At 56.7% G+C, this 18,494-nt stretch carries 13 protein-coding genes; 10 read left to right on the forward strand and 3 right to left on the reverse strand.

Going from position 1 to position 18,494, the window contains the following annotated elements:
• The first annotated feature begins 152 nt into the window (after window positions 1-152).
• Window positions 153-1,604: a tetratricopeptide repeat protein gene (locus HZB29_07625; protein MBI5815465.1), complete on the forward strand. Its 1,452-nt coding sequence runs from the start codon at window positions 153-155 to the stop codon at window positions 1,602-1,604.
• A 41-nt stretch (window positions 1,605-1,645) separates the two neighbouring features.
• Window positions 1,646-2,512: a DUF1848 domain-containing protein gene (locus tag HZB29_07630; GenBank protein ID MBI5815466.1), complete on the forward strand. Its 867-nt coding sequence runs from the start codon at window positions 1,646-1,648 to the stop codon at window positions 2,510-2,512.
• 15 nt (window positions 2,513-2,527) lie between these two features.
• Here HZB29_07630 and HZB29_07635 read toward each other — a convergent pair whose 3' ends face one another.
• Both HZB29_07635 and HZB29_07640 read right to left on the reverse strand, forming a co-directional pair.
• Complete coding sequence (locus HZB29_07635; protein MBI5815467.1) at window positions 2,528-4,630, reverse strand: molybdopterin-dependent oxidoreductase; 2,103 nt, start codon at window positions 4,628-4,630, stop codon at window positions 2,528-2,530.
• Complete coding sequence (locus HZB29_07640) at window positions 4,630-5,451, reverse strand: sulfatase-like hydrolase/transferase (protein ID MBI5815468.1); 822 nt, start codon at window positions 5,449-5,451, stop codon at window positions 4,630-4,632. Before HZB29_07640 ends, HZB29_07635 begins: the two co-directional genes overlap by 1 nt.
• 281 nt (window positions 5,452-5,732) lie before the next feature.
• Between HZB29_07640 and HZB29_07645 the strand changes: the two genes are divergently transcribed.
• From HZB29_07645 to HZB29_07665, 5 genes are all read left to right on the forward strand, one after another.
• Entirely contained in the window at window positions 5,733-6,380 is a 648-nt protein-coding gene (locus HZB29_07645; protein ID MBI5815469.1) for a sugar transferase, read from the forward strand.
• Window positions 6,380-7,888, forward strand: a complete 1,509-nt coding sequence (locus HZB29_07650; GenBank protein MBI5815470.1) for an acyl--CoA ligase — start codon at window positions 6,380-6,382, stop codon at window positions 7,886-7,888. The genes HZB29_07645 and HZB29_07650 overlap by 1 nt, the downstream gene beginning before the upstream one ends.
• Window positions 7,885-9,042, forward strand: a complete 1,158-nt coding sequence (locus tag HZB29_07655) for an alcohol dehydrogenase catalytic domain-containing protein (protein MBI5815471.1) — start codon at window positions 7,885-7,887, stop codon at window positions 9,040-9,042. The genes HZB29_07650 and HZB29_07655 overlap by 4 nt, the downstream gene beginning before the upstream one ends.
• Before the next feature lie 74 nt (window positions 9,043-9,116).
• Window positions 9,117-10,478: an FAD-dependent oxidoreductase gene (locus tag HZB29_07660; GenBank protein MBI5815472.1), complete on the forward strand. Its 1,362-nt coding sequence runs from the start codon at window positions 9,117-9,119 to the stop codon at window positions 10,476-10,478.
• Window positions 10,479-10,493: 15 nt separating this feature from the next.
• Window positions 10,494-11,564 carry an SPASM domain-containing protein gene (locus tag HZB29_07665; protein MBI5815473.1) on the forward strand — a complete coding sequence of 357 codons (1,071 nt, stop codon included), beginning with the start codon at window positions 10,494-10,496 and terminating at the stop codon, window positions 11,562-11,564.
• A gap of 40 nt (window positions 11,565-11,604) precedes the next feature.
• On the opposite strand, the gene HZB29_07670 is transcribed toward HZB29_07665, so the two are convergent.
• Entirely contained in the window at window positions 11,605-12,207 is a 603-nt protein-coding gene (locus tag HZB29_07670; protein MBI5815474.1) for a polysaccharide export protein, read from the reverse strand.
• A 745-nt stretch (window positions 12,208-12,952) separates the two neighbouring features.
• Here HZB29_07670 and HZB29_07675 point away from each other — a divergent pair.
• From HZB29_07675 to HZB29_07685, 3 genes are all read left to right on the forward strand, one after another.
• Window positions 12,953-15,187 carry a hypothetical protein gene (locus HZB29_07675; GenBank protein MBI5815475.1) on the forward strand — a complete coding sequence of 745 codons (2,235 nt, stop codon included), beginning with the start codon at window positions 12,953-12,955 and terminating at the stop codon, window positions 15,185-15,187.
• Entirely contained in the window at window positions 15,171-16,682 is a 1,512-nt protein-coding gene (locus HZB29_07680) for a hypothetical protein (protein MBI5815476.1), read from the forward strand. Before HZB29_07675 ends, HZB29_07680 begins: the two co-directional genes overlap by 17 nt.
• A gap of 104 nt (window positions 16,683-16,786) precedes the next feature.
• The gene (locus tag HZB29_07685; GenBank protein MBI5815477.1) at window positions 16,787-18,493 is read left to right on the forward strand and encodes a hypothetical protein; all 1,707 of its coding nucleotides are present in this window, start codon (window positions 16,787-16,789) and stop codon (window positions 18,491-18,493) included.
• The last annotated feature ends 1 nt before the right edge of the window (window position 18,494 follow it).

Here is an 18,494-nt window from a genome sequence, read left to right on the forward strand (position 1 = left end):
AATCCATTCTTCCCTTGCCAGTTTTCCCGTTACCGTTTACTCTTTTCATGTGACCTCCTTGCTTTCCGTTGTTTTCGTTCAAAAACATGGTAGCAGGTGAGGTCATACCTTCGTTTCAACTAAGTTTAGGACACTTTCGCTTCACGGATCTCGTGGAAACGGACAGCGCGCAAAAGACGTATGACCTGATCCTCGCCAACATGGGCCTTCCCGGAAAGAATACGGGCGTTGTTTTCTTCGATATGGCGGCCACCCAGAACCCGGGCCTTAGCCTGGACAAGAAGCTCCGGCGCAACGATAAAACGCATGACATCATCATAATCGCTTTTTCCGACCCGCGGGACCGCCGACAGGCGTCCTTGGCGGCGCAGACGGAAGCGGACGAGATAGTGCCAAAACCATTCTCCCCCTCCACCGTCCAGAACAAGCTTATGGAGGTGATGACCCGCAAGCTGGCGGACATACGCAAAGAGGTGGACGGCTATCTGTACAAGGTGGACCTGGCCATCGAAACACCTGAAACCAGCATCACCCAAAAGAAAAAGGCGGAATTTTTCGCGGGCGGGATTTTGAAACTGGCGGAACTTGCGCCATGGAGCCACCTGCCGGTGCTCGACCTTGGCAAGACGCTGTACAAATTCCGCATGTACACCGAGGCGGAGAAGATGGCCCGGAAAGTGATTTCCGTGGACTTCGGCTCGGCGGAAGCGCACCAGTTGCTTTCGCAGGCGCTAAAGGCGCTTGGCAAGATTCCCCAGTCCATAAAGGAACTGGAGCTTGCGTTGGCGCAAAAACCGAACTCCGCTGAACTGAAGCTTAAGCTCGGCGAAGCGTACCTCAAGGACGGCAAGCCTGAAAAGTCCATCCCGCTGCTTTCGCAGGCCGCGCAACATTTTGCCTCCCGCTTGGACAGCGAAAAAGAGGCCCGTGGACGCAACTTCCTTGGCCAGGCCAAGTTCGAGAAGGGCGAAGCGGCAAGCGACGGGGAGATGATAAACGACGGGATCGAGGACCTGGACAGGGCCACCAGGCTGGATCCGGGGCTTATTTCCGCCTATTACAACCTTGTGGTGGCGTACCAGAAGACCAACCGGCCCGCGGAGGCATACAAGGTGTTCGAGCGGATACAGTCCGTAGAACCGAGGGACGCGGAGGGCTGGGTGGAAATGGGAAAGACCTACCTGATGCGCCATGAGCCTGAAAAAGGGGTGTTCGCGTTCAAAAAAGCGGATTCGATGGGTGAAGGCAAATTTGAAATCTACGAGGAGGCAGCCACGGCCCTTTACCGGCACAAGCTGTACAAGGACGCGCTGGCCTATCTTGCTAAAGCCAAGCGGATCAATCCATCGGACAAATACGCTTACAACCTGTGCGGTGTGATATACCGGATCCTTGGCGAGCGGTTCGCCGCGGTGGACGAATATAAAATGGCCGCAAGCCTGGATCCCAGCGACGCGGCGATAATCTTCAACCTTGGCGTGGCCTATTTCAAGACAAGCCAGGAGGACCTTAGCCTGGAGTATTTCAGAAAGGCCAAGGAGCTCGATCCGAACCTGACCGAAGCGGACAAGTATCTTGATATCCTGGAGGCTGGACAGGAATAGCTTTTCCTTTTCAGCGTCTGAACATAAAGGCGGATCCGTAAATGGCCATCATCTCCGCCTCGCGCCGGACAGACATTCCCGCGTTCCACGGCGCATGGTTCATGGACAAAATCGGCAGGGGCTTTTGCCATGTGGCAAACCCGTTCAACGGCAAGGTGGAGAAAGTCCTTCTTGGACTGGGCGACGTGGACGCTTTCGTGTTCTGGTCGCGCAACTATGCGCCGATGCTCCGCAATCTTGAACGGCTGCGCGCCATGGGCCACCGTTTCTATTGCCAGTTCACCATAAACTGTTATCCGAGGTTTATCGATCCGGCGGCTCCTTCGCTTGCCAAGGCGGCCCGCACCGCCCATGCGCTTTGCCGGATGTTCGGCCCGGACACGGTGGTGTGGAGATACGATCCAGTGATGCTTACGTCCGGCGCCACATTCAAGTGGCATGAGCGCAATTACGCCGCCATTTCAAAAGCGCTGGAGGGGGCGGCGGACACTTGCGTGATATCGTTCATCGACTGGTACCGGAAACTGGACAGGAACCTGCTCCCGGCGCTTGATGCGGGCGGAGCGCAATTGCTTGATCCATCTCTGGATGAACTCAAAAGCCTTGCTTTGTCATTTGCCGGGACAGCGAAAAGTCATGGAATGCGGCTTGAGACTTGTTGCGAGCCGGATTTTGATCTGCCGCAAACGTCCTGCATAGACCGCAAACGATTGAGAGCCGTCACGGGAAAGGACTTTACCGATTTGAAGCTCCATCCCACGCGAAAAGGCTGCAATTGCGCCGTGTCAAAGGACATCGGGGCGTATGACACTTGTGTGATGGGATGCGCCTATTGCTATGCGAACAGGTCGCGCAAATCAAGCTTCAGGAATCTTAAGGAAATCCACACAGGCGATCTTTCCTTGTAACGCACATCTTAAGCGTCACTCTTTCCTCACCTCGCACAGCAATCCCCGCAGGCGGCACGCTCCAAAGGCCGGGTCATACGGGGGCTGGTCCGTGGTAAGGATATTGGCGTTGGATTCAAAGATTCCCCCCAGCGGATCGTCCGCCAGTTCCGGGAACCACCATCCATGCTCCACGTTCACAACATCGGGCCGTATATCATCCGTGACGGCCGCTTTCATCCTGATCTCACCGCGCGGCGAGGCGATAATCACCCAGTCTCCATCGGTTATACCCCTCGCCGCCGCCGCCTGCGGGCTCATCCGCGCAAGGGGATCGGGATGTTGCTTTCGCAGGCTTTCCACCTGCCTGCCGTCACTATGGAAAAACTCCCGCGTCCTGGCGCCGGTGACAAGGATCAGCGGATAACTCGCCGCCACGTCCGGGGAGGCTTCCGGGCTTTCTGGAGGCTCTTCATAAAATGGAAGATGATCGTAACCCATGCGCTTTAAAGCCGGGCAGGAAAGCTCCACTTTTCGCGAGGGGGTCCGAAAACCCTTCTCCTCGTATTTGCGGTATTTTATCGCGGGCGCCAGATACGGCCCGTTTTTCACAAGTTCGTTGAAAGTCATGCCGGTTGGCGCCAGTTGATGGTCGAATATCTGGCGGTATGTCATGCCGCATCCCGGCAGATCGAGCCGCTTCATAAGCTCATCCATTATCCATTCGTCCTGCATCGCCTCGCCTGTCTGCGTGATCTTAGGATGGGCGTACGCAAAGGTTTCCGCCACCAGCGGCATGCCGTTCAAATGTTCGATCTCTGTCCAGAACGCCGCCGGAAGCACATAGTCCGAAAGCGCCGCCGACGGGGTCATGAAAAGGTCCGTTGTCACAAGAAGCTCAAGCTTCATCAACGCGTCATAAACGCCACGGGTGTTGGCCACGGTGGCCATCGGATTGTTGCCGAACAACATCAGCGACTTCACCGGATAGGGGTTCCCCGTCCGCATGGCGTTAAACAGGCCGGGGATATGGGCGGAAGGCATGTATGCCCGCCATCCGCCAAGCAGTTTAAAGGTCTCCCCGCCGATACGCTTCTGCGCTGTCTGCTTTGGCAGTTTATCTTTAAGGGTGGGATATGGATTGAGTATGTTCATCCCCAGCAAGTCGCCGCCGGGCACATCCAGGTTTCCAGTGATGGCGCGCAGTATAGCGATTGCGCGCACGGTCTGGAGCGAGTTGGCGTTCTGCTCGATGCCCAGCCCCCATTCGATCACCCCCGGCTTTATGGTTGCGTAGGCTGTGGCCACTTTTGCGATATCTTCGGCGGAGACCCCGGTGATCTTTTCCGCCCATTCGGGGGTCATGTCCGCCACGCGGCCGCAAAGCTCGTCGAATCCCGAGCACCATTTGGAGACGAATTGCGCGTCGTGCAATTTGTCCCGGATGATCACATGGATCATCGCCAGCGCCAGCGCCGCGTCCGTGCCGGGGCGCACGGCAAGCCACGTTCCGCATTTTTTGCCCGTTTCGGAGCGCTGAGGATCTATCGCCACCGTGACGCATCCATCCCCCATGCCCCGTTGCACGGCCGGGGCCAACTCGCCGTCGGCGCTTGTGACAAGGGGATTGTGCGCCCAGAAAATTATCATCGCAGGTTTCGTGGCGCCGTAATAGTCCGGCGTCACAAAGCCGCCGTAGGTCATGTTGCTCACGGTTATCCGGGGTATGAAGCATTGGGCCAGCCCCGGTTCATACCAGTTGGGAGTCCCCAGCGCGTTGGCGAACCTGACGGTGTGCATGTAGTGGTGGCGGCCGGTCCCCTGCCCGATGGCCAGTGATTCGGCCCCCCATTGGCCTTTGATCCGGCCAAGCCTGTCGGCGATTTCGTCCAGCGCGGTTTCCCACGAGACCTGTTTCCATTTCCCCTCCCCCCTGGCTCCGGACCTTTTAAGCGGTGTTTTGAGGCGGGCGGGATGGTTGGCCATTTCCGCCGAGTGCACCCCCTTGACGCAAAGCCAGCCCCGGCTTATGGGGGATGAAGGGTCCCCCTTTATTTTTTCAACGGCCCCGTCCTTCACATGGACGATCACGCCGCATCCACCGTGGCAGGATCGGCAGACGCTTTTGACCTGAAGCATTACGACGGGGCGCCGGGCAGGCGGCCTTCAAGGAAGGGGACTTCGAACACCTTTTCATGGAAAATCGGGCCGTGGCCGAAATAGCCTCCTTCACCGAAAAGCTCTCCATGGTCTGCGGTGATGATGAAATGAGTGTCCGGCGGGCATTTTTTGTAAAGCGCGCCCAGAATCCCGTCTATATACTCCACGCACTGAACCTGCCTGTTTTTCAGGAACGCCATTTTTTCGCTGTCGAAGAACTCCACTTTTTCATCCCCGGAATCGTCCATATGCTTGAACACCCCATGGACGCCGTGGAGCACCGGAATCTGCTCCTTTGTGAGCATGTACGGATAATGGGTCTCCCCCAGGTTGAGGAAGTAAAACGACGGACGGGCCGGATCAAAGGTCATTTCGTTCACCATCCCGGCGAAGTCGTTATGGTTGTCCATAAGCTTGTATTCGTCGAAATGGGCCGAAATCGTCGTGAACTTGTTGAGCACCGGAAGCGAGACTTTGCCGACGGTTTTGTAACCGAGCTTTTTGAGCTTGCACGGCAATGAAAGCTCCGGGACGAACGACTTGAAGTCCAGGTCCTCCACCCCGAGCCTGTGGCGCCATTTGACGAAGTCTTCCTTATAGACCTCGGAGGCGAAGACCCCGGACGGGGATGTATGCGGGCTCATACCCATCAAAAGGACATAGTGCGACGGGGATGTCCAGGAAGCGAAGCTGTAGCGCCGCTCCCCTTTGCCGATAAGGTCCATATTCGGGGTCGCCGCCGCCGAGTAGGAATCGTAGCGGCAACTGTCCATGATTATGTAAACAAGGTTATTGGGCATCATCACCTTCCGTCGTTGAGTTTGAAACAGGATCGTCACAGGGCGATCCGGCCTTTGTAAGGAAAGATAACCCTTAATTATTGCCCCAGGCAAGGGGGAATAAGGCTGATATGAGAAAAAAACATGGCCGGATAGACAATTGTCCTCTCTTGTTGACGTAAACCGCAATATGCTGACAATGCAACAATTATCCCTTGGCTTACTGGCGCCGGAAAATGTAGAATAATGTAATCGAGGGGAATATTTCGGTGTTGGTGGCGTTTTCCTGGAGTCGGTGGTAAATGAGTTCGCTTACAAATGGCCGCGTTGCGTTTTCCGAGGATTCAGGCCTTGCGGCAATGGACGCGGCCAAAAGGGTGTTTGATCTTTTGTTCGCACCGGTAATTTTGCTGATCTGTCTTCCCATTTTCATCGTTGTGGCGGGCCTTATCCGCATGGGAAGCGACGGGCCGGTGTTTTTCCTGCAGAAACGCTCCGGGCGGAACGGCCGCAGGTTCCGGATGTACAAGTTCCGTACCATGGAAAGGCGCCCGGGGTGGTTCCAGAAAACACTGGCCAGCGACACGGACGGTCCCATGTTCAAGAAAAAAGATGATCCACGGGTCACCCCCATCGGCAAAGTGCTGCGGCGTTTGAGCCTGGACGAGATCCCCCAGCTTATCAATGTGTTAAAAGGGGACATGAGCCTTGTGGGGCCAAGGCCCCTTGCATGGAAGGAAATGGCGGGGCACGAACAGTGGCGCAACGTCAGGCTTTCGGTGCGTCCGGGGCTCACCGGGCTTTGGCAGGTGAAAGGGCGCGGGACCGGCCGTTTTGAAGACTGGGTGAAATACGATATGGAATATGTCGCCAACTGGTCGCTGGCGATGGACATAAAAATTCTGTTCATGACGGCGCAGGCCGTGATCAACAAGAGAGGGGCGCACTGATGATGGGGCCGCAGGTTCCCGTCCACGAGATGTTGGGCCACTGGGCCGCAGTCCATCCGGACAAGGACTTCATCTATCACCACGGGGGCAGCTACACATATTCTGATGTGGAAGGGCTTTCGCTGGGATTTTCATCGTTCCTTTCATGTCACGGCGTGGGCGGCGGCGACGTGGTGGCCATAATGTTACCGCGCGTTCCGGAGCTTGTGGCCGCGTTTGTGGGCGCCTGCCGCACAGGGGCTTTGCCAGCTCCCGTGAACTACCTGTTGGGAGAGGCGGGGGTGGCTGAGTTTCTGGAACGGGCCTCGCCGAAAGTGATAGTCACCAGCGGGAAACTTTCCGGGCTGCTTCCGGACGGAGCCACCGGCAAATCGCTGGTGGTGGTCATAGAAGGGAATATGGCCGGGGCCATCCCTTGGGAAAGGGCGGTGGAAGGGGTTTATGACGCGCGTCTCGGGGTGAGCGACCCTTCAGAGGTCTGTTACCTGAACTACACCACAGGCTCCACGGGAAATCCGAAGGGAGCGCTGGCCACACATTCGAACATATACTGGAACACGGCGTCATGCGTGGAGGCGTTTGGAATGACCCGGGAGGACGTGCATCTTTGCATGTTCGCATCCTTCGCCCATCCGCACGAGCTTTTCGCCCGGGCGTTGTGGACGGGGGGGTCGCTGGCGCTGTTGGAGGAGATAAGCCCCAAGGCCATATCCGGGATGATTTCAAAACGGAACGTCACTTGCGTGATGGGGCTTTCGCCGATGTACAGAATGATGGAAGAGAGCATTTCGGGAAGGAAATTCGCCTCGTTGCGGGTGGCGGAGAGCGGCGGAATGCTCACCGATCCCGGGATCAATAAAGGTTTCATGAAAAGGTTCGGCATCCCCGTCCTGTCGGTATGGGGAAGCACGGAGACGACAGGAGTTGCGCTGGCCAACACACCATCTGCATACAGGACGGACGGTTCCATCGGGCGGCCATGCCCGGGCTATGAAGTGGCGGTGATCGGGGAAGGCTCCGACGACGTGGACAACGGCGGCGTGGGAGAGCTTGCGGTGCGGGGCGGCGGTGTCGTCGGCGGTTACCTGGAGTCCGGCGGCGGGACGGCGGACGGCTGGTGGCGGACGGGGGACCTTGTGCGCCGTGGCGGCGATGGATATTACCACTTCGTTGAGCGCCGCAGCGGGATGATAAAAAGCGCCGGGCTGAAAGTTTATCCTACGCAGATAGAGCTCGCCTTGTGCGCCCATCCGGCGGTGTCGGCGGCGGCGGTGGTGCCTGTGGAGGACCGGCTACGGGGGCAGGTTCCCGCGGCGTTTGTGGAACTTCGCGCAGACAGTGTGGCCGGCGCGGAGGAAATATCGGAGTTTCTGCGCGGGCGGCTGGCGGCGTATATGATCCCGCGGCGGCTTGATATTGTGGACCGGCTTCCCAGGATAGGGAGCGGGAAAATAGACAAAAGAGGGGTCGTGCGCACATTTGTCAAGCCGCTGGAGGCGGCGGGATGACCTTTCAGGCGTTGACGGCCTTTGCCAAATGGGTCCCCCGGGCCGGATATGCCGTGTCACCGGAAGAGTCCAAAAGCTCCCTTGGCCGGGTTGGGAGCATGGTCTGGAAAGACCCGGTCTTCAGGTTCGTGGACACACCCGTTCCAACCCTTTCAGATGACGAAGTCCTGATCCGCGTCCACCGTTGCGGCGTGTGCGGGAGCGACACCCATGTATATGAAACAGACGCTTCCGGTTACATTCTCTTCTCGGGCCCGGTGCGGCTTCCCTGCGTCGTGGGGCACGAGTATTCCGGGGTGGTGGAGGCCGTGGGAGGCGCCGTCAAAAGCGTAAAGCCTGGCGCCCTTGTGGCGGCGGAGAGCGTGCTTTGGTGCGGCCGTTGCCTGGCTTGCCGCAGCGGGGCCGTCAACCAGTGCGAGAATGTGGAGCTTGCCGGGCTCACGGCTCCGGGGGCGATGGCCCGGTACGCCAAAGCCAAGGAATGGCATGTATGGAACATTGACAGCATAAAAGAACGTCATGGACTGGACAAGGCGCTGGACATGGGGGCGCTCATAGAGCCTGTGGGCTGCGCGTTCAACGGACTGTTCGTGGCGGGGGGAGGTTTCATGCCGGGAGCCGCGGTGGCGGTGTTCGGCCTTGGCCCCATCGGTCTTTCGGCGGTGGCGCTGGCGAAAATCGCCGGGGCATCGGTGACGCTCGGGTTTGACGTTGTGCAAGAGCGGCTGGAAATCGCCGCCGGGCTGGGGGCGGACATAGTTAAACTTTCCGGCGGATGCGATCCTGTCCAAGAGATAATGGCGGCCACCGGCGGACGCGGAGCCGAGGTGATGGTGGAGGCGGCCGGGGCGGGAAACGCCACTGTGCCTGTGATGGAGAAGGCGATGTCGCGCAACGGCAAGCTGATCTATCTGGGACGCGCCGCGCAAAGCGTCCCATTGGACGCCAACAGGCTTGTCACCGGCGCCGGGGCGTTCATAGGCGCCCGGGGGCATTCGGGATACGGCATATTCGGCTCCATAATAAAATTGATGGCCGCGGGAAAGCTTGACGTGGCCCGGATGATCACATCCCGGTTCCCGTTTGATAAATCGCTGGAGGCCATCAAGGCGTCCACTTCCCGCAAGGACGGGAAAATCATGGTGGAGATTTAAAGGATCGGCATGGAGTATCCGACGATCAAGGCCAGACTCCGGGCCAATGTTTGCTTGCCCGGAAGTTGTAACGCATGACCTTTTCAAGTGATTCCCCGGCGACTGTTATAGTCGGCGCGGGCATGTCGGGGCTGACCGCCGCCAGCGAACTGGCCAGGGCCGGGCGCCGCTGCCTGCTGCTTGAGTCCCAGGACGGGATCGGCGGCCTGTCGCGCACATACACCATCGACGAAATACCTTTCGACCTTGGTCCCCACGTGTTCTTCAACGATCCGGATTCGGAGGTGGGTGCGTTCACGAACAGACTTATCGCCGGCGAGCCGATGCTTCGCAGGCCGTACCGTTTCGGCATCGAGGCCAAGGGGCGGTACTGGTCTTTCCCCTTGAGCGCGCCGGAGCTGCTCCGTTATCCCTGGCGATACAAACGCCAGATACTATGGAACCGCCTTGTCAAACAAAGGCAGGCAGGGCTGCATCCGGAGAGCCTTGCCTCGTTCATGACCGGCAAAAGCGGGACCGCCTGCTATGACGATGTGTTCAGCCATCTGATCTACAAAAAGACCCTGCTTCCAGGTTCGCATCTGCATTTCCACTGGTGGCTGCGGGTGGATCGCACCGCGGACAACCGGCTTGAACCGCCGCCGGCGAACGTATTGAAACGAGGCCGGTTTTTCGAGCGCATGGCCCGCAAGCTCGCCCCATGGTACATATACCCAAAGGATGGATTCGAGCGCCTGCCGCAACTTTTATGGGAGCGCTACAGGCAGGCCGGGGGCGAGACCATTTTAAATTGCGGCCCGGTCACCCTGGATACGGACGGCCAGACCGTCAAGAGCGTCACCGTGCAGGGGAATACCATGCCTGTGCGGGAAGTGATCTGGACCGGCAACATAAACAGCCTGAATTCATTGCTGGGGGCCGCCGCGCCTAAACTTGACTATGTGGACATGGCGATCATCTGCCTGACTTATAACCAGCAGCGTCAGGCCCACAGGCCTTTCATCTACACATATCATACGGATCCGGAATACGTGTTCAATAGAATATACTATCCTTCGAATATATACGGCCACGCCCTCCCGGACGGGCGTGAAGGGCTTTGCCTGGAGCTTAACCTGGGCGAGGACATTAAAGGATCAAGTCCGGACGAGCTTATAAAACTGGCTGTGGCCAATATTGAAAAAATGGGGCTCCATCCCGGTAAGAGCCTGCGGGAGAGCCGGATTTTCATGATCAAGGACGCCTTGCCGGTGTACGGGCTGGACTACCAGGCTAAAATGGAGGAGGCGTACCGGAGCGTGCGCGTCCATAAAAACCTGTTGGCGGTGGGGCGGCAGGGGGGGTACTTTTTCTGCCTGTCCCCGGCGGCGGTGGGACAAGGGCTAAAGGCGGCCAAAGCGATCCTTGCGTCCGGCCAGCCGGCGGCAAGTGTGTAACCGATAAAGAGGACCATACTTATCATGAATGTGAATCTGGCCACGCTGGGCATGGACCGCAGCACGCATTTAAAAGTGCTCAAGAGGCATTTTCAGGCCTTTTTGCGCCACATGACCGGCCGCAAGCTTTTAAATTTCATCAAGACCGAGATCAACCTCAAGCGCAAATTGGACCTTCTGGACTCTTACCCGTATATCCTTAAAATCGAGTCCACCAACATCTGCAACGTAAGCTGCGCTTACTGCTATGACAACCGCTCCGCCCCGGCCCCGGGGCAGCGTCCATACGGGCGGATGGCCCCGGACGATTTTAAGCGCCTGATAGACGAGGTGGGCCAATATCTGTTCAAGATCAACCTGTACGGTTTTGGCGAGCCTTTCCTGTTTCCCGAAACGTATGAAATGATCAAGTACGCCAGCGAGCGCAACATCGGCGTCGGCGTATCGTCCAACCTGAATGTGGACGAGCCGGATTTCGCCAAGCGCGTTGTCGGCTCCGGGCTGGAGGTGCTCATCTTCTCGTGCCACGGAATCACCCAGGAGACCTATTCAAACTTCATGCGCAGGGGGAACATGGAGCTTGCCATGAAAAATCTGCGGGAGATCATAGCCGAGCGAAAGACGCAGGGAAAGCAGTACCCCATGCTCGACTGGCAGTATTGCGTGACGAAGTTCAACCAGGAAGAAGCCCCCCGTGCGGCCGCCATCGCCAAGGAAATGGGGGTGGACCAGATACGTTTCATCAGGCCCGATTTCCCGGAGGACGCGCCGGAGGAATGGTTCTCCGACCTTTTCCCCCGCAGGGCCCAGGAAGTGGCGCGAAAGGCTCCCGGCGGATGCTCATGGCCATACCGTTCGGCGTATATCAATTACGACGGGGGGATACTCCCTTGCTGCCGCGACGTGCGCAATACCGCCAACGATTTTGGCAACGTGCGCGCCGACGGCTTTGCCGCGGTGTGGAACAATCAGAAATACCGCGCCGCCCGCAAGATGATCGCCGATTCTTCGGGAGGAGCGGAAAAAATCATGTGCGCCACCTGCCCCGCCGTGCAGGCGTGCAAGGATTCCGCGGCGCTCAGCTAAAAGCGGTCAAGCGCACTGCCGCGGCCGATAAGGGCCGCCGTCAGTTGGCGGGGATTGAAATGCTCGTCGAACTGCTTTTCGAAGATCCCCTTAAGACTTCCTCAACCTGGGGGGCGAGAATGATGCCCCCCTCCACCTGGGTGAACGGCGAGAGAATCGTGGTTATGTACGCCATGCTTCTGCTGATGTCGGAAATGGTCGTGGGCGGAACGTACACAATGTCCCCGTTTAACATTGCCACATCCTGGGAAGAATCACCTTCAAGAACTTTCTTTAGGCTTAGCTTGTAGGCTTTCCCTTTCCGTACAACCAGCACTTCAGAAATGTTGGCGTCACGATTCACGCCGTTTGAACGGAGGATGGCCTGCAGAAGGGAAATCCTGTCGTCTATTTTTATCATTCCCGGCGTGTTGACCTCGCCGAGCACATATATTTTCTGGCTTCCGGCCTTGTTCACCGCCACCACTATCCGGGGGTTCACAATATAGGTGGCGTAAAGTTTTTCCAGCGTTTCCCTGGCCTCCGGCACGGTCAGCCCTTCCACCTTCACGTCGCCGATCAACGGCATGCCTATCTGGCCGTCCATCCTGACATACGTCGAGCTGAATGAAAGGTCGCTGTGCCTGTACACAAGAATGTTCAAATCATCGCCGGGCCCCAGCCTGAAGGAACTGTCTCCCTCGGGCGGAATTCCGGGTTTATTGGACGCGTTGCCGGGATTTTGCGCGCCATTCGCCGCAGGGTGTGTTCCGTCAGGGCCGGAGGCGCAGGATGATACCAGCCCGAAGCAAAGCAGGACCCAGAGCAAAACGATAGAATTTCTCATCGCGATAATAATAGGTTTAACAAAGCGATATATCAAGTTGTCCGTAATATGCACGCTCACACACGCGGAATTCCGGATAGCTCCAGCCATCCAAAGCCGATTCCGATTTTATATACTAAGGATTACTTTCACAAGCATTTTCCAAACAACCAGGCTGGGCGAATCGCCTTCATATCGCAGATAACAATATTCAAGCTGGCGCGGATAAGCCCGATTCGCCTCCACAGAACCCGAAAAACCGAAAAGAGGCTTGAATTTTAATGATTTTTAATTATCATGGTGATGCCAACTTTCCGAGGTTGACCGTGCTTTGGCGTCGGTGATTTTGGCGTAATTTGGTGGGAAATCCCGGATCGGAACCGGCCAAGGAGCGGTTTATGGCCGTGCAGGCAAATTGTTATGGGAGAAAGATTTTCCATCCTTAAATAGCCGTTATAAATATTTGAGTTTGCGGCCAGTGCAAGCTTTCACGCGGCCAAAGCCAACCCGGTTGACGGAAGATGCGCTAGACGGCTGACGGCCTGAAGACGGTATTCAACGGATTGTAATGGAGGCGAGGGGTTTGGAAATAAAGGAGCTGTTCGGCGCGCTGATAAGGAGAAAAAATACGTTTCTGGCGATATTATTTCTGACTTTTTTCACGATAGTCGGCGCATCGTTGATCATAATCACAAGCTATAAAACGACCTCGAAGGTGTTCTTGTGGAGGTCGCCAGCCTATTTCTCGATCTTGAACACAATGGGGGTGCCGGGCTCGGCCACCAGCAATTCGCTGGACGACACCGCACGGGCGGACTACCTTGCGCTTTCCACACTAAGGCCGGTGGCCGACCAGGTGATAAAGAAACTGGAGTTAAAACGCAACCGCATCCGGGCCGGCATTGTGAAGACTATCCCGTTCGCGGCCCGCATATTGGGGGCAATTGGCGTTGACTGGGCCAACGCCAAAAAGGACATGACCGCCGAGGACCTGATAGACTCATCCTTGTCCAGCTACATATTCCCGAGGCCCAACATTACGGTGGAACAGCACGAGGATTCCAACGTATTCGAGCTCAAGGCTTATTCGGAAGACCGCATCGAAGCGACGAACATAGCCAACCTGATGGCCGAAGCTTTCATCGACATGGAGAAAGAAAGGCTGAAAAGCGATTTTCTGGCGGCCCAGAAAACTCTTGAGGCGAATTTGGGATCAGCAAACCAGTTGTACGCCAGCGCCTTGAAAGATATGACCGATTTCAAGGAAAAGGAGGGAGTGATAAGCGTTGACTCCCAGACCAGCGCCGCCGTCCAGGCCATAGCAGACTTGAAGAAAAACCTGGACGACACAAAGGGGATGCTGGCCAGAACAAAGGCCTCTTTGGTAAATCTTGAGAAGCAATTCACCAAAATAATAAATGAGAACAAATCCGCCGAGGACTTTCTGGCGGGCGACACTCTGACGACCCTCAAACAGAGCCTGGTGGGGCTGTATTCCACACTCGCCGAGATAAAGACGAAATATACGGACCAGCATCCAGTGTACATCGAGACCGATGAAAAGATACAGGATCTCAGGGCCAGGATTGAAGCGGAGATGGAAAGGTCTCTGTCGGGAGCGCTGATAAGCGTTGATCCGAGCTACCGGGAAATTACCCAGAAAATAGTGACCGCGTATTCCGACGCGGCGGGCTATGAATCGCAGATTTCGGCCTATTCGCGATTGCTCAAAAAGCGCGAGGATGAGATGGCGATTCTCCCCTTCAAACAACAGAGATTTACTCAGTTGACGTCGGCGGTGACCACAGCCCAATCGGCCCTCGAATCCGTGCAGAAAGCCATCTATCTATTGGCCGTGGCGAAGAAAGCCTCGCTGTCGAACATTTACGTGGTGGAGCCGGCCATTGTGCCGGAGGAGGACGACTCCAGGCACCGTTCCCCGAATATGACCATCAACACGATCATCGCCATTTTCCTGTCCACCATTCTGGCGGTATGGGGCGCCCTGTTCGTGGAATATTTTGACGACTCCGTACGGACAGGGAGGGATTTTGCCGGCATCGAAGGAGTGGAGTTCCTGGGATCGGTGAAAAAGCTGGGCGCGAAAGCGGACAAGACAATCGCATCCTCCGGAATTGATCCGGACTTTCAGGAGTCTTTGCGCCTGATCCGGTCTCAAATAGCTTTCAAGGCCGATGGCGGCGATATCTGGAGTCTGGCCGTGTCCAGCGCTTCGCGCAAAGAGGGAAAAAGCCTTATCGCGGCGAACATCGCGATGGCATTGGCCATGGAAGGGAAGAATGTGGCGCTTGTGGACGGCAACTTCCGCGGGGAGGCTTTCGGAAGCTTTTTGAATGTCCCGCGCGGGACCGGTTTGCTTGATTGCCTGCAAGGGGGTGTTACGGCGGATAAAGTCCTTGTGTCCACGGAGACGAAAGGATTGATGGCGATTCCCTCTGGCGGCCAGCAAAAAGGGAAAGGCGCGCTGCTGGCCACGGGAAAAGTGAGGGAAATCCTCAATGGATTGGCCGGACAATTTGACGCGGTAATACTGGACGGGCCGTCACTTGATGCCTCCGCCGACGCAGTGTTCCTTGGAAGAGAGGCGGACGCGGTGGCGCTGGTGGTGGAAAGTGGAGCCAACAGCAATATCAAAATAAGGGACGCCATCGGTTCTTTCCGCAAGTCCGGAGCGAGAATAGCCGGAGCAGTCATAAACAAAACGCCGGATACCAGCGTAAAGGCGCAACTGGCCGGTCTTGCCGCACTTTTGCGCGATAAAATTTCCGGTTGGAAAAAAGATGGCGCCCCTGCATGAGGCGGCGCTAGACGCGGACAGTTTCCCAAGGCGGCTGGCCGCCGGCGCTTTTCCCGTGAACGCGGCGTTGGCCGTGTGCGGCGTCCTGATCGGCCTGTTTTGCGTCCTTGCCCCGCTCAACGTTGCATTGATGGTTCTTCCAGGCATGGCTTTGGTGGCGGCGGTGGCGCTCAAGCCGGAAGCGGGATATTACGTCTCCCTTGCCATGCTGCCGTTCGACCTGACGCAGATTTATCTTTATACCAGCGTCCACCATTACCTGTTCCTCATTTTTCCGTATATGTTCCCGCTTACGCTTACGGCGTGCGTCTGGGGCCTGTACTCGTTGTCCGGGCTGCGCCAGGCCGCGCCGCGCAACGCCATAACGGCCGTAATGCTCATGCTTATCACGTGCGAGGGGCTTTCCCTGATATGGGCTCCACGCACCAACCTGGGAATCCTGCTGCTCGTTTCGCTGTCCATAAACTATCTGTACTTTTCGCTGAGCCAGAAAGTGATCACTTCCCCCAAGGCGGTGGGTTACGCGCTAAACGCCCTGATAATCGCCGCATTCATAACCAGCGCCGGGGTGTTCGGCGCCCAGTGGTATGAATACAAGGCCAAATATTTTCTTGGCGACATGGGCGGGATTGCGCTTCACTTCGGAAAGCACGGCACCAGGCTGGCCGGCTTCGGGTCCGAGAACAACAGCGGCGGGCTTTGCGTCACAGGCGTATTCATGGTGATCGCAAGGATGTATATGAATGGCAAGCCGCGTCCATCTTTCCGGGAGCTGGGGCTGATCGTCCTGTTTGTGTCCGGAATGATATTGACCGCTTCTCGCGGTTCGTTGGTCGGTCTGGTCGCCGGGATTTCCCTGCTCCTGCTTCTAAACGAGGATTTAAGAGGACGGCTGTTCAGGCTTTCCGCCATTTTCGCGGCTATTCTGGGAATCATAGTTCTTTTGACGAAGCCGGGAATGATCGACAGGATGATCGTGGGCATCGGGCTTCCGAGCACCACTATTTTTTCGGAACAAAAAGTCAGCACCGGCGTCAGCGTGGCCGACGAGGGGGTCAGCGGACTGGACCAGCGCAAATACTGGTGGGGGAAAGCCTTGGCCAGGATGACAGAACAGCCTTTCAAACTCCTTTCCGGTCTTGGGATCGGCGGATTCATCCTTTATTCGGGCACCATTTACACGCACAGCCTGCTCCTTTCGTTCTTTTTCGACATAGGGCTTATGGGGGCGCTGATATTGACGGCCGCCCTGGCGATCCTGCTGACCAGCGTTGCGCGGACATTGAGGAACAAGGCTATTCCCCGCAACATAAGGCTTATGGTGATGGCGGTGGTGTGCGGTTTCTTCGCCGAAATCACGGTGCACGGCCTTATAGACTACGATTTCTTTTCATACACCGCCAGGCTTTTCTGGTTTAGATTGGGCTTGCTGGCCGCTGTGATAAACGTGGCGAACCAGATGGCGGCGGTGAACGGCGCAAAGGAGGCAAAGTGAGATCGGCCCGGTCCGTTTTTCATTTGTGCGCGGCGATTCTCCTTTTTCCGGGAGCCCACGCCGCTTCCGGCCAAGAGGATGCGCGCGCGGAGGTAAGCGCTTATATGGATCGCATAGGCCCCCGGCAGACCAATGCGCAAAACGCCGAGGAGCGCCACAACCTCATGGTCCAAATGGTCCAGCGGCTGATGCGCTCGGGCGTCAGGGCCGATGAAATCCTGCCGAGGGCCAAGGGGGAGGTGATATGGAGGTTGCTGCGGGACGGAGACAGACAGTCCGCCGCCAACGAGCTGGAAGGGGTGATAAGCGAGTTAAGAAGTAAGTACCAATACAGCGGTGAAGCCCCGGAAATAAAAGCGGCGGCTGATCGCGGAGCGGTAATGGCGCGCCAGCGGACCGCATTTAAACCTTCGCGCGAGTACGATGACGGTGGATTTTTGTGGGGGACCGAAGGGCTGTTCGATTTGAGCCAGCCGGGCTCCGGCGGCGGGGCGCAGGCGGAAATCATAAACACGGTGCTCCAGGTGAAATATGTGAAGGGCCGCTACAATCAGCGTGCGTTCACATCTGCTGATGGGGCGTTCACTCCCGAAGGATGCATGCCGTCACCCGCCAACTGCATAAGCAAAATAAACCTGGACGAGCTTGCCTCCATTTACAGGCTCAATAACTGGAGCATGGTCCCCATGCTTTCCGCCGACGACTCCATAGGCCAGATTACCGGCGACGATATCGCCCGTTTCGCCGATTTCGCCGATTGGTTCGTCTCCCGCTACAAGGACACGGCGCGGATAAAGTATGTGGAGATGGTAAATGATCCTACGCGATACTGGAAAGGTTCCACCGCCCAACTGTTGAAGCTTGCGAACATGTCATATGACCGCCTTAAGGCGAAGTATCCGGACATAATGGTCGGCTCGCCCGGCTTTGAGTACAGCTTCGATTCTCCCGATGATCCGGAGACAGCTAAAATGACCCAGATGGTGGAATATTTTCTGGACAGGAAAAACGGCGCCAAATTCGATTTCTGGGCTTTTCACGGTTATCCGGCGCTGTTGCGCGGGAAAAGCGTGATTGAGATTTATCCACCGACGAAAGTTCCTGTTTACAATAAATACGCCGGGGTCAGCGGAATAATGGAAATACGGAAGCGAATGGACGAGAACGGTTGGTTCGACCGGCTGATAATTGACACCGAGCATATCGGAGTGCGGCCTGGGCGCGAAAAGTATTCTGTGGAAGATAGCATGGTGGACGCGTCATACATGGCGCAACAGCTGATCCTGAAAAGGACCGTACGCCACAACGGAAGCCCCGCGCTAAACGGCATAATCACGATGAAGATATATAAAAAGGGGGACACACATGAACTGTGGTGGAATTCACTGGATGAAAAAGGAGAAGTCACGCCCGCCGTCGGTGGTGTGGGGCTGCTGATAAACAGGATCAGGGAATTCGTTCCATCGGAACATATAAGCGGTGAATACGGCGCGGACAACATCGCGTGGATCGAGAAGTTTGTTTCAAGGCAGGGCGGCAGGGAGCTTTATGTGTTTTTCAAGCCGTTCAAATCAGCGGAAGCGGACGGCCCGCCGGTGAGCGCCGAACAGGACAAGGGCCGCAAAGGAAAGATGAAAACCTCCATTTTCAGGATGGATGGCGGAAAAACGAGCTATTTGCTTAATCTGCCAGGCATTCCCAGGTCTATCAAGCTGACCCGGCTCAATGGAGACGAGCTTAAGCTGCAACCCGGTCTGGCCATTACTTTGACCGCGGAAAACGAACCTCAACTATTGGAGGTGAATTATTAAG

This window comes from Nitrospinota bacterium, from assembly GCA_016235255.1.
GTDB lineage: Bacteria > Nitrospinota_A > UBA7883 > UBA7883 > JACRLM01 > JACRLM01.

What these genes read in the sequence shown, in the direction of transcription:
- HZB29_07630 (MBI5815466.1), top strand. Translation starts at nt 1,646, where the DNA reads ATGGCCATCATCTCCGCCTCGCGCCGGACAGACATTCCCGCGTTCCAC.
- HZB29_07635 (MBI5815467.1), bottom strand. Translation starts at nt 4,630, where the DNA reads ATGCTTCAGGTCAAAAGCGTCTGCCGATCCTGCCACGGTGGATGCGGC.
- HZB29_07640 (MBI5815468.1), bottom strand. Translation starts at nt 5,451, where the DNA reads ATGCCCAATAACCTTGTTTACATAATCATGGACAGTTGCCGCTACGAT.
- HZB29_07645 (MBI5815469.1), top strand. Translation starts at nt 5,733, where the DNA reads ATGAGTTCGCTTACAAATGGCCGCGTTGCGTTTTCCGAGGATTCAGGC.
- HZB29_07650 (MBI5815470.1), top strand. Translation starts at nt 6,380, where the DNA reads ATGATGGGGCCGCAGGTTCCCGTCCACGAGATGTTGGGCCACTGGGCC.
- HZB29_07655 (MBI5815471.1), top strand. Translation starts at nt 7,885, where the DNA reads ATGACCTTTCAGGCGTTGACGGCCTTTGCCAAATGGGTCCCCCGGGCC.
- HZB29_07660 (MBI5815472.1), top strand. Translation starts at nt 9,117, where the DNA reads ATGACCTTTTCAAGTGATTCCCCGGCGACTGTTATAGTCGGCGCGGGC.
- HZB29_07680 (MBI5815476.1), top strand. Translation starts at nt 15,171, where the DNA reads ATGGCGCCCCTGCATGAGGCGGCGCTAGACGCGGACAGTTTCCCAAGG.
- HZB29_07685 (MBI5815477.1), top strand. Translation starts at nt 16,787, where the DNA reads ATGGATCGCATAGGCCCCCGGCAGACCAATGCGCAAAACGCCGAGGAG.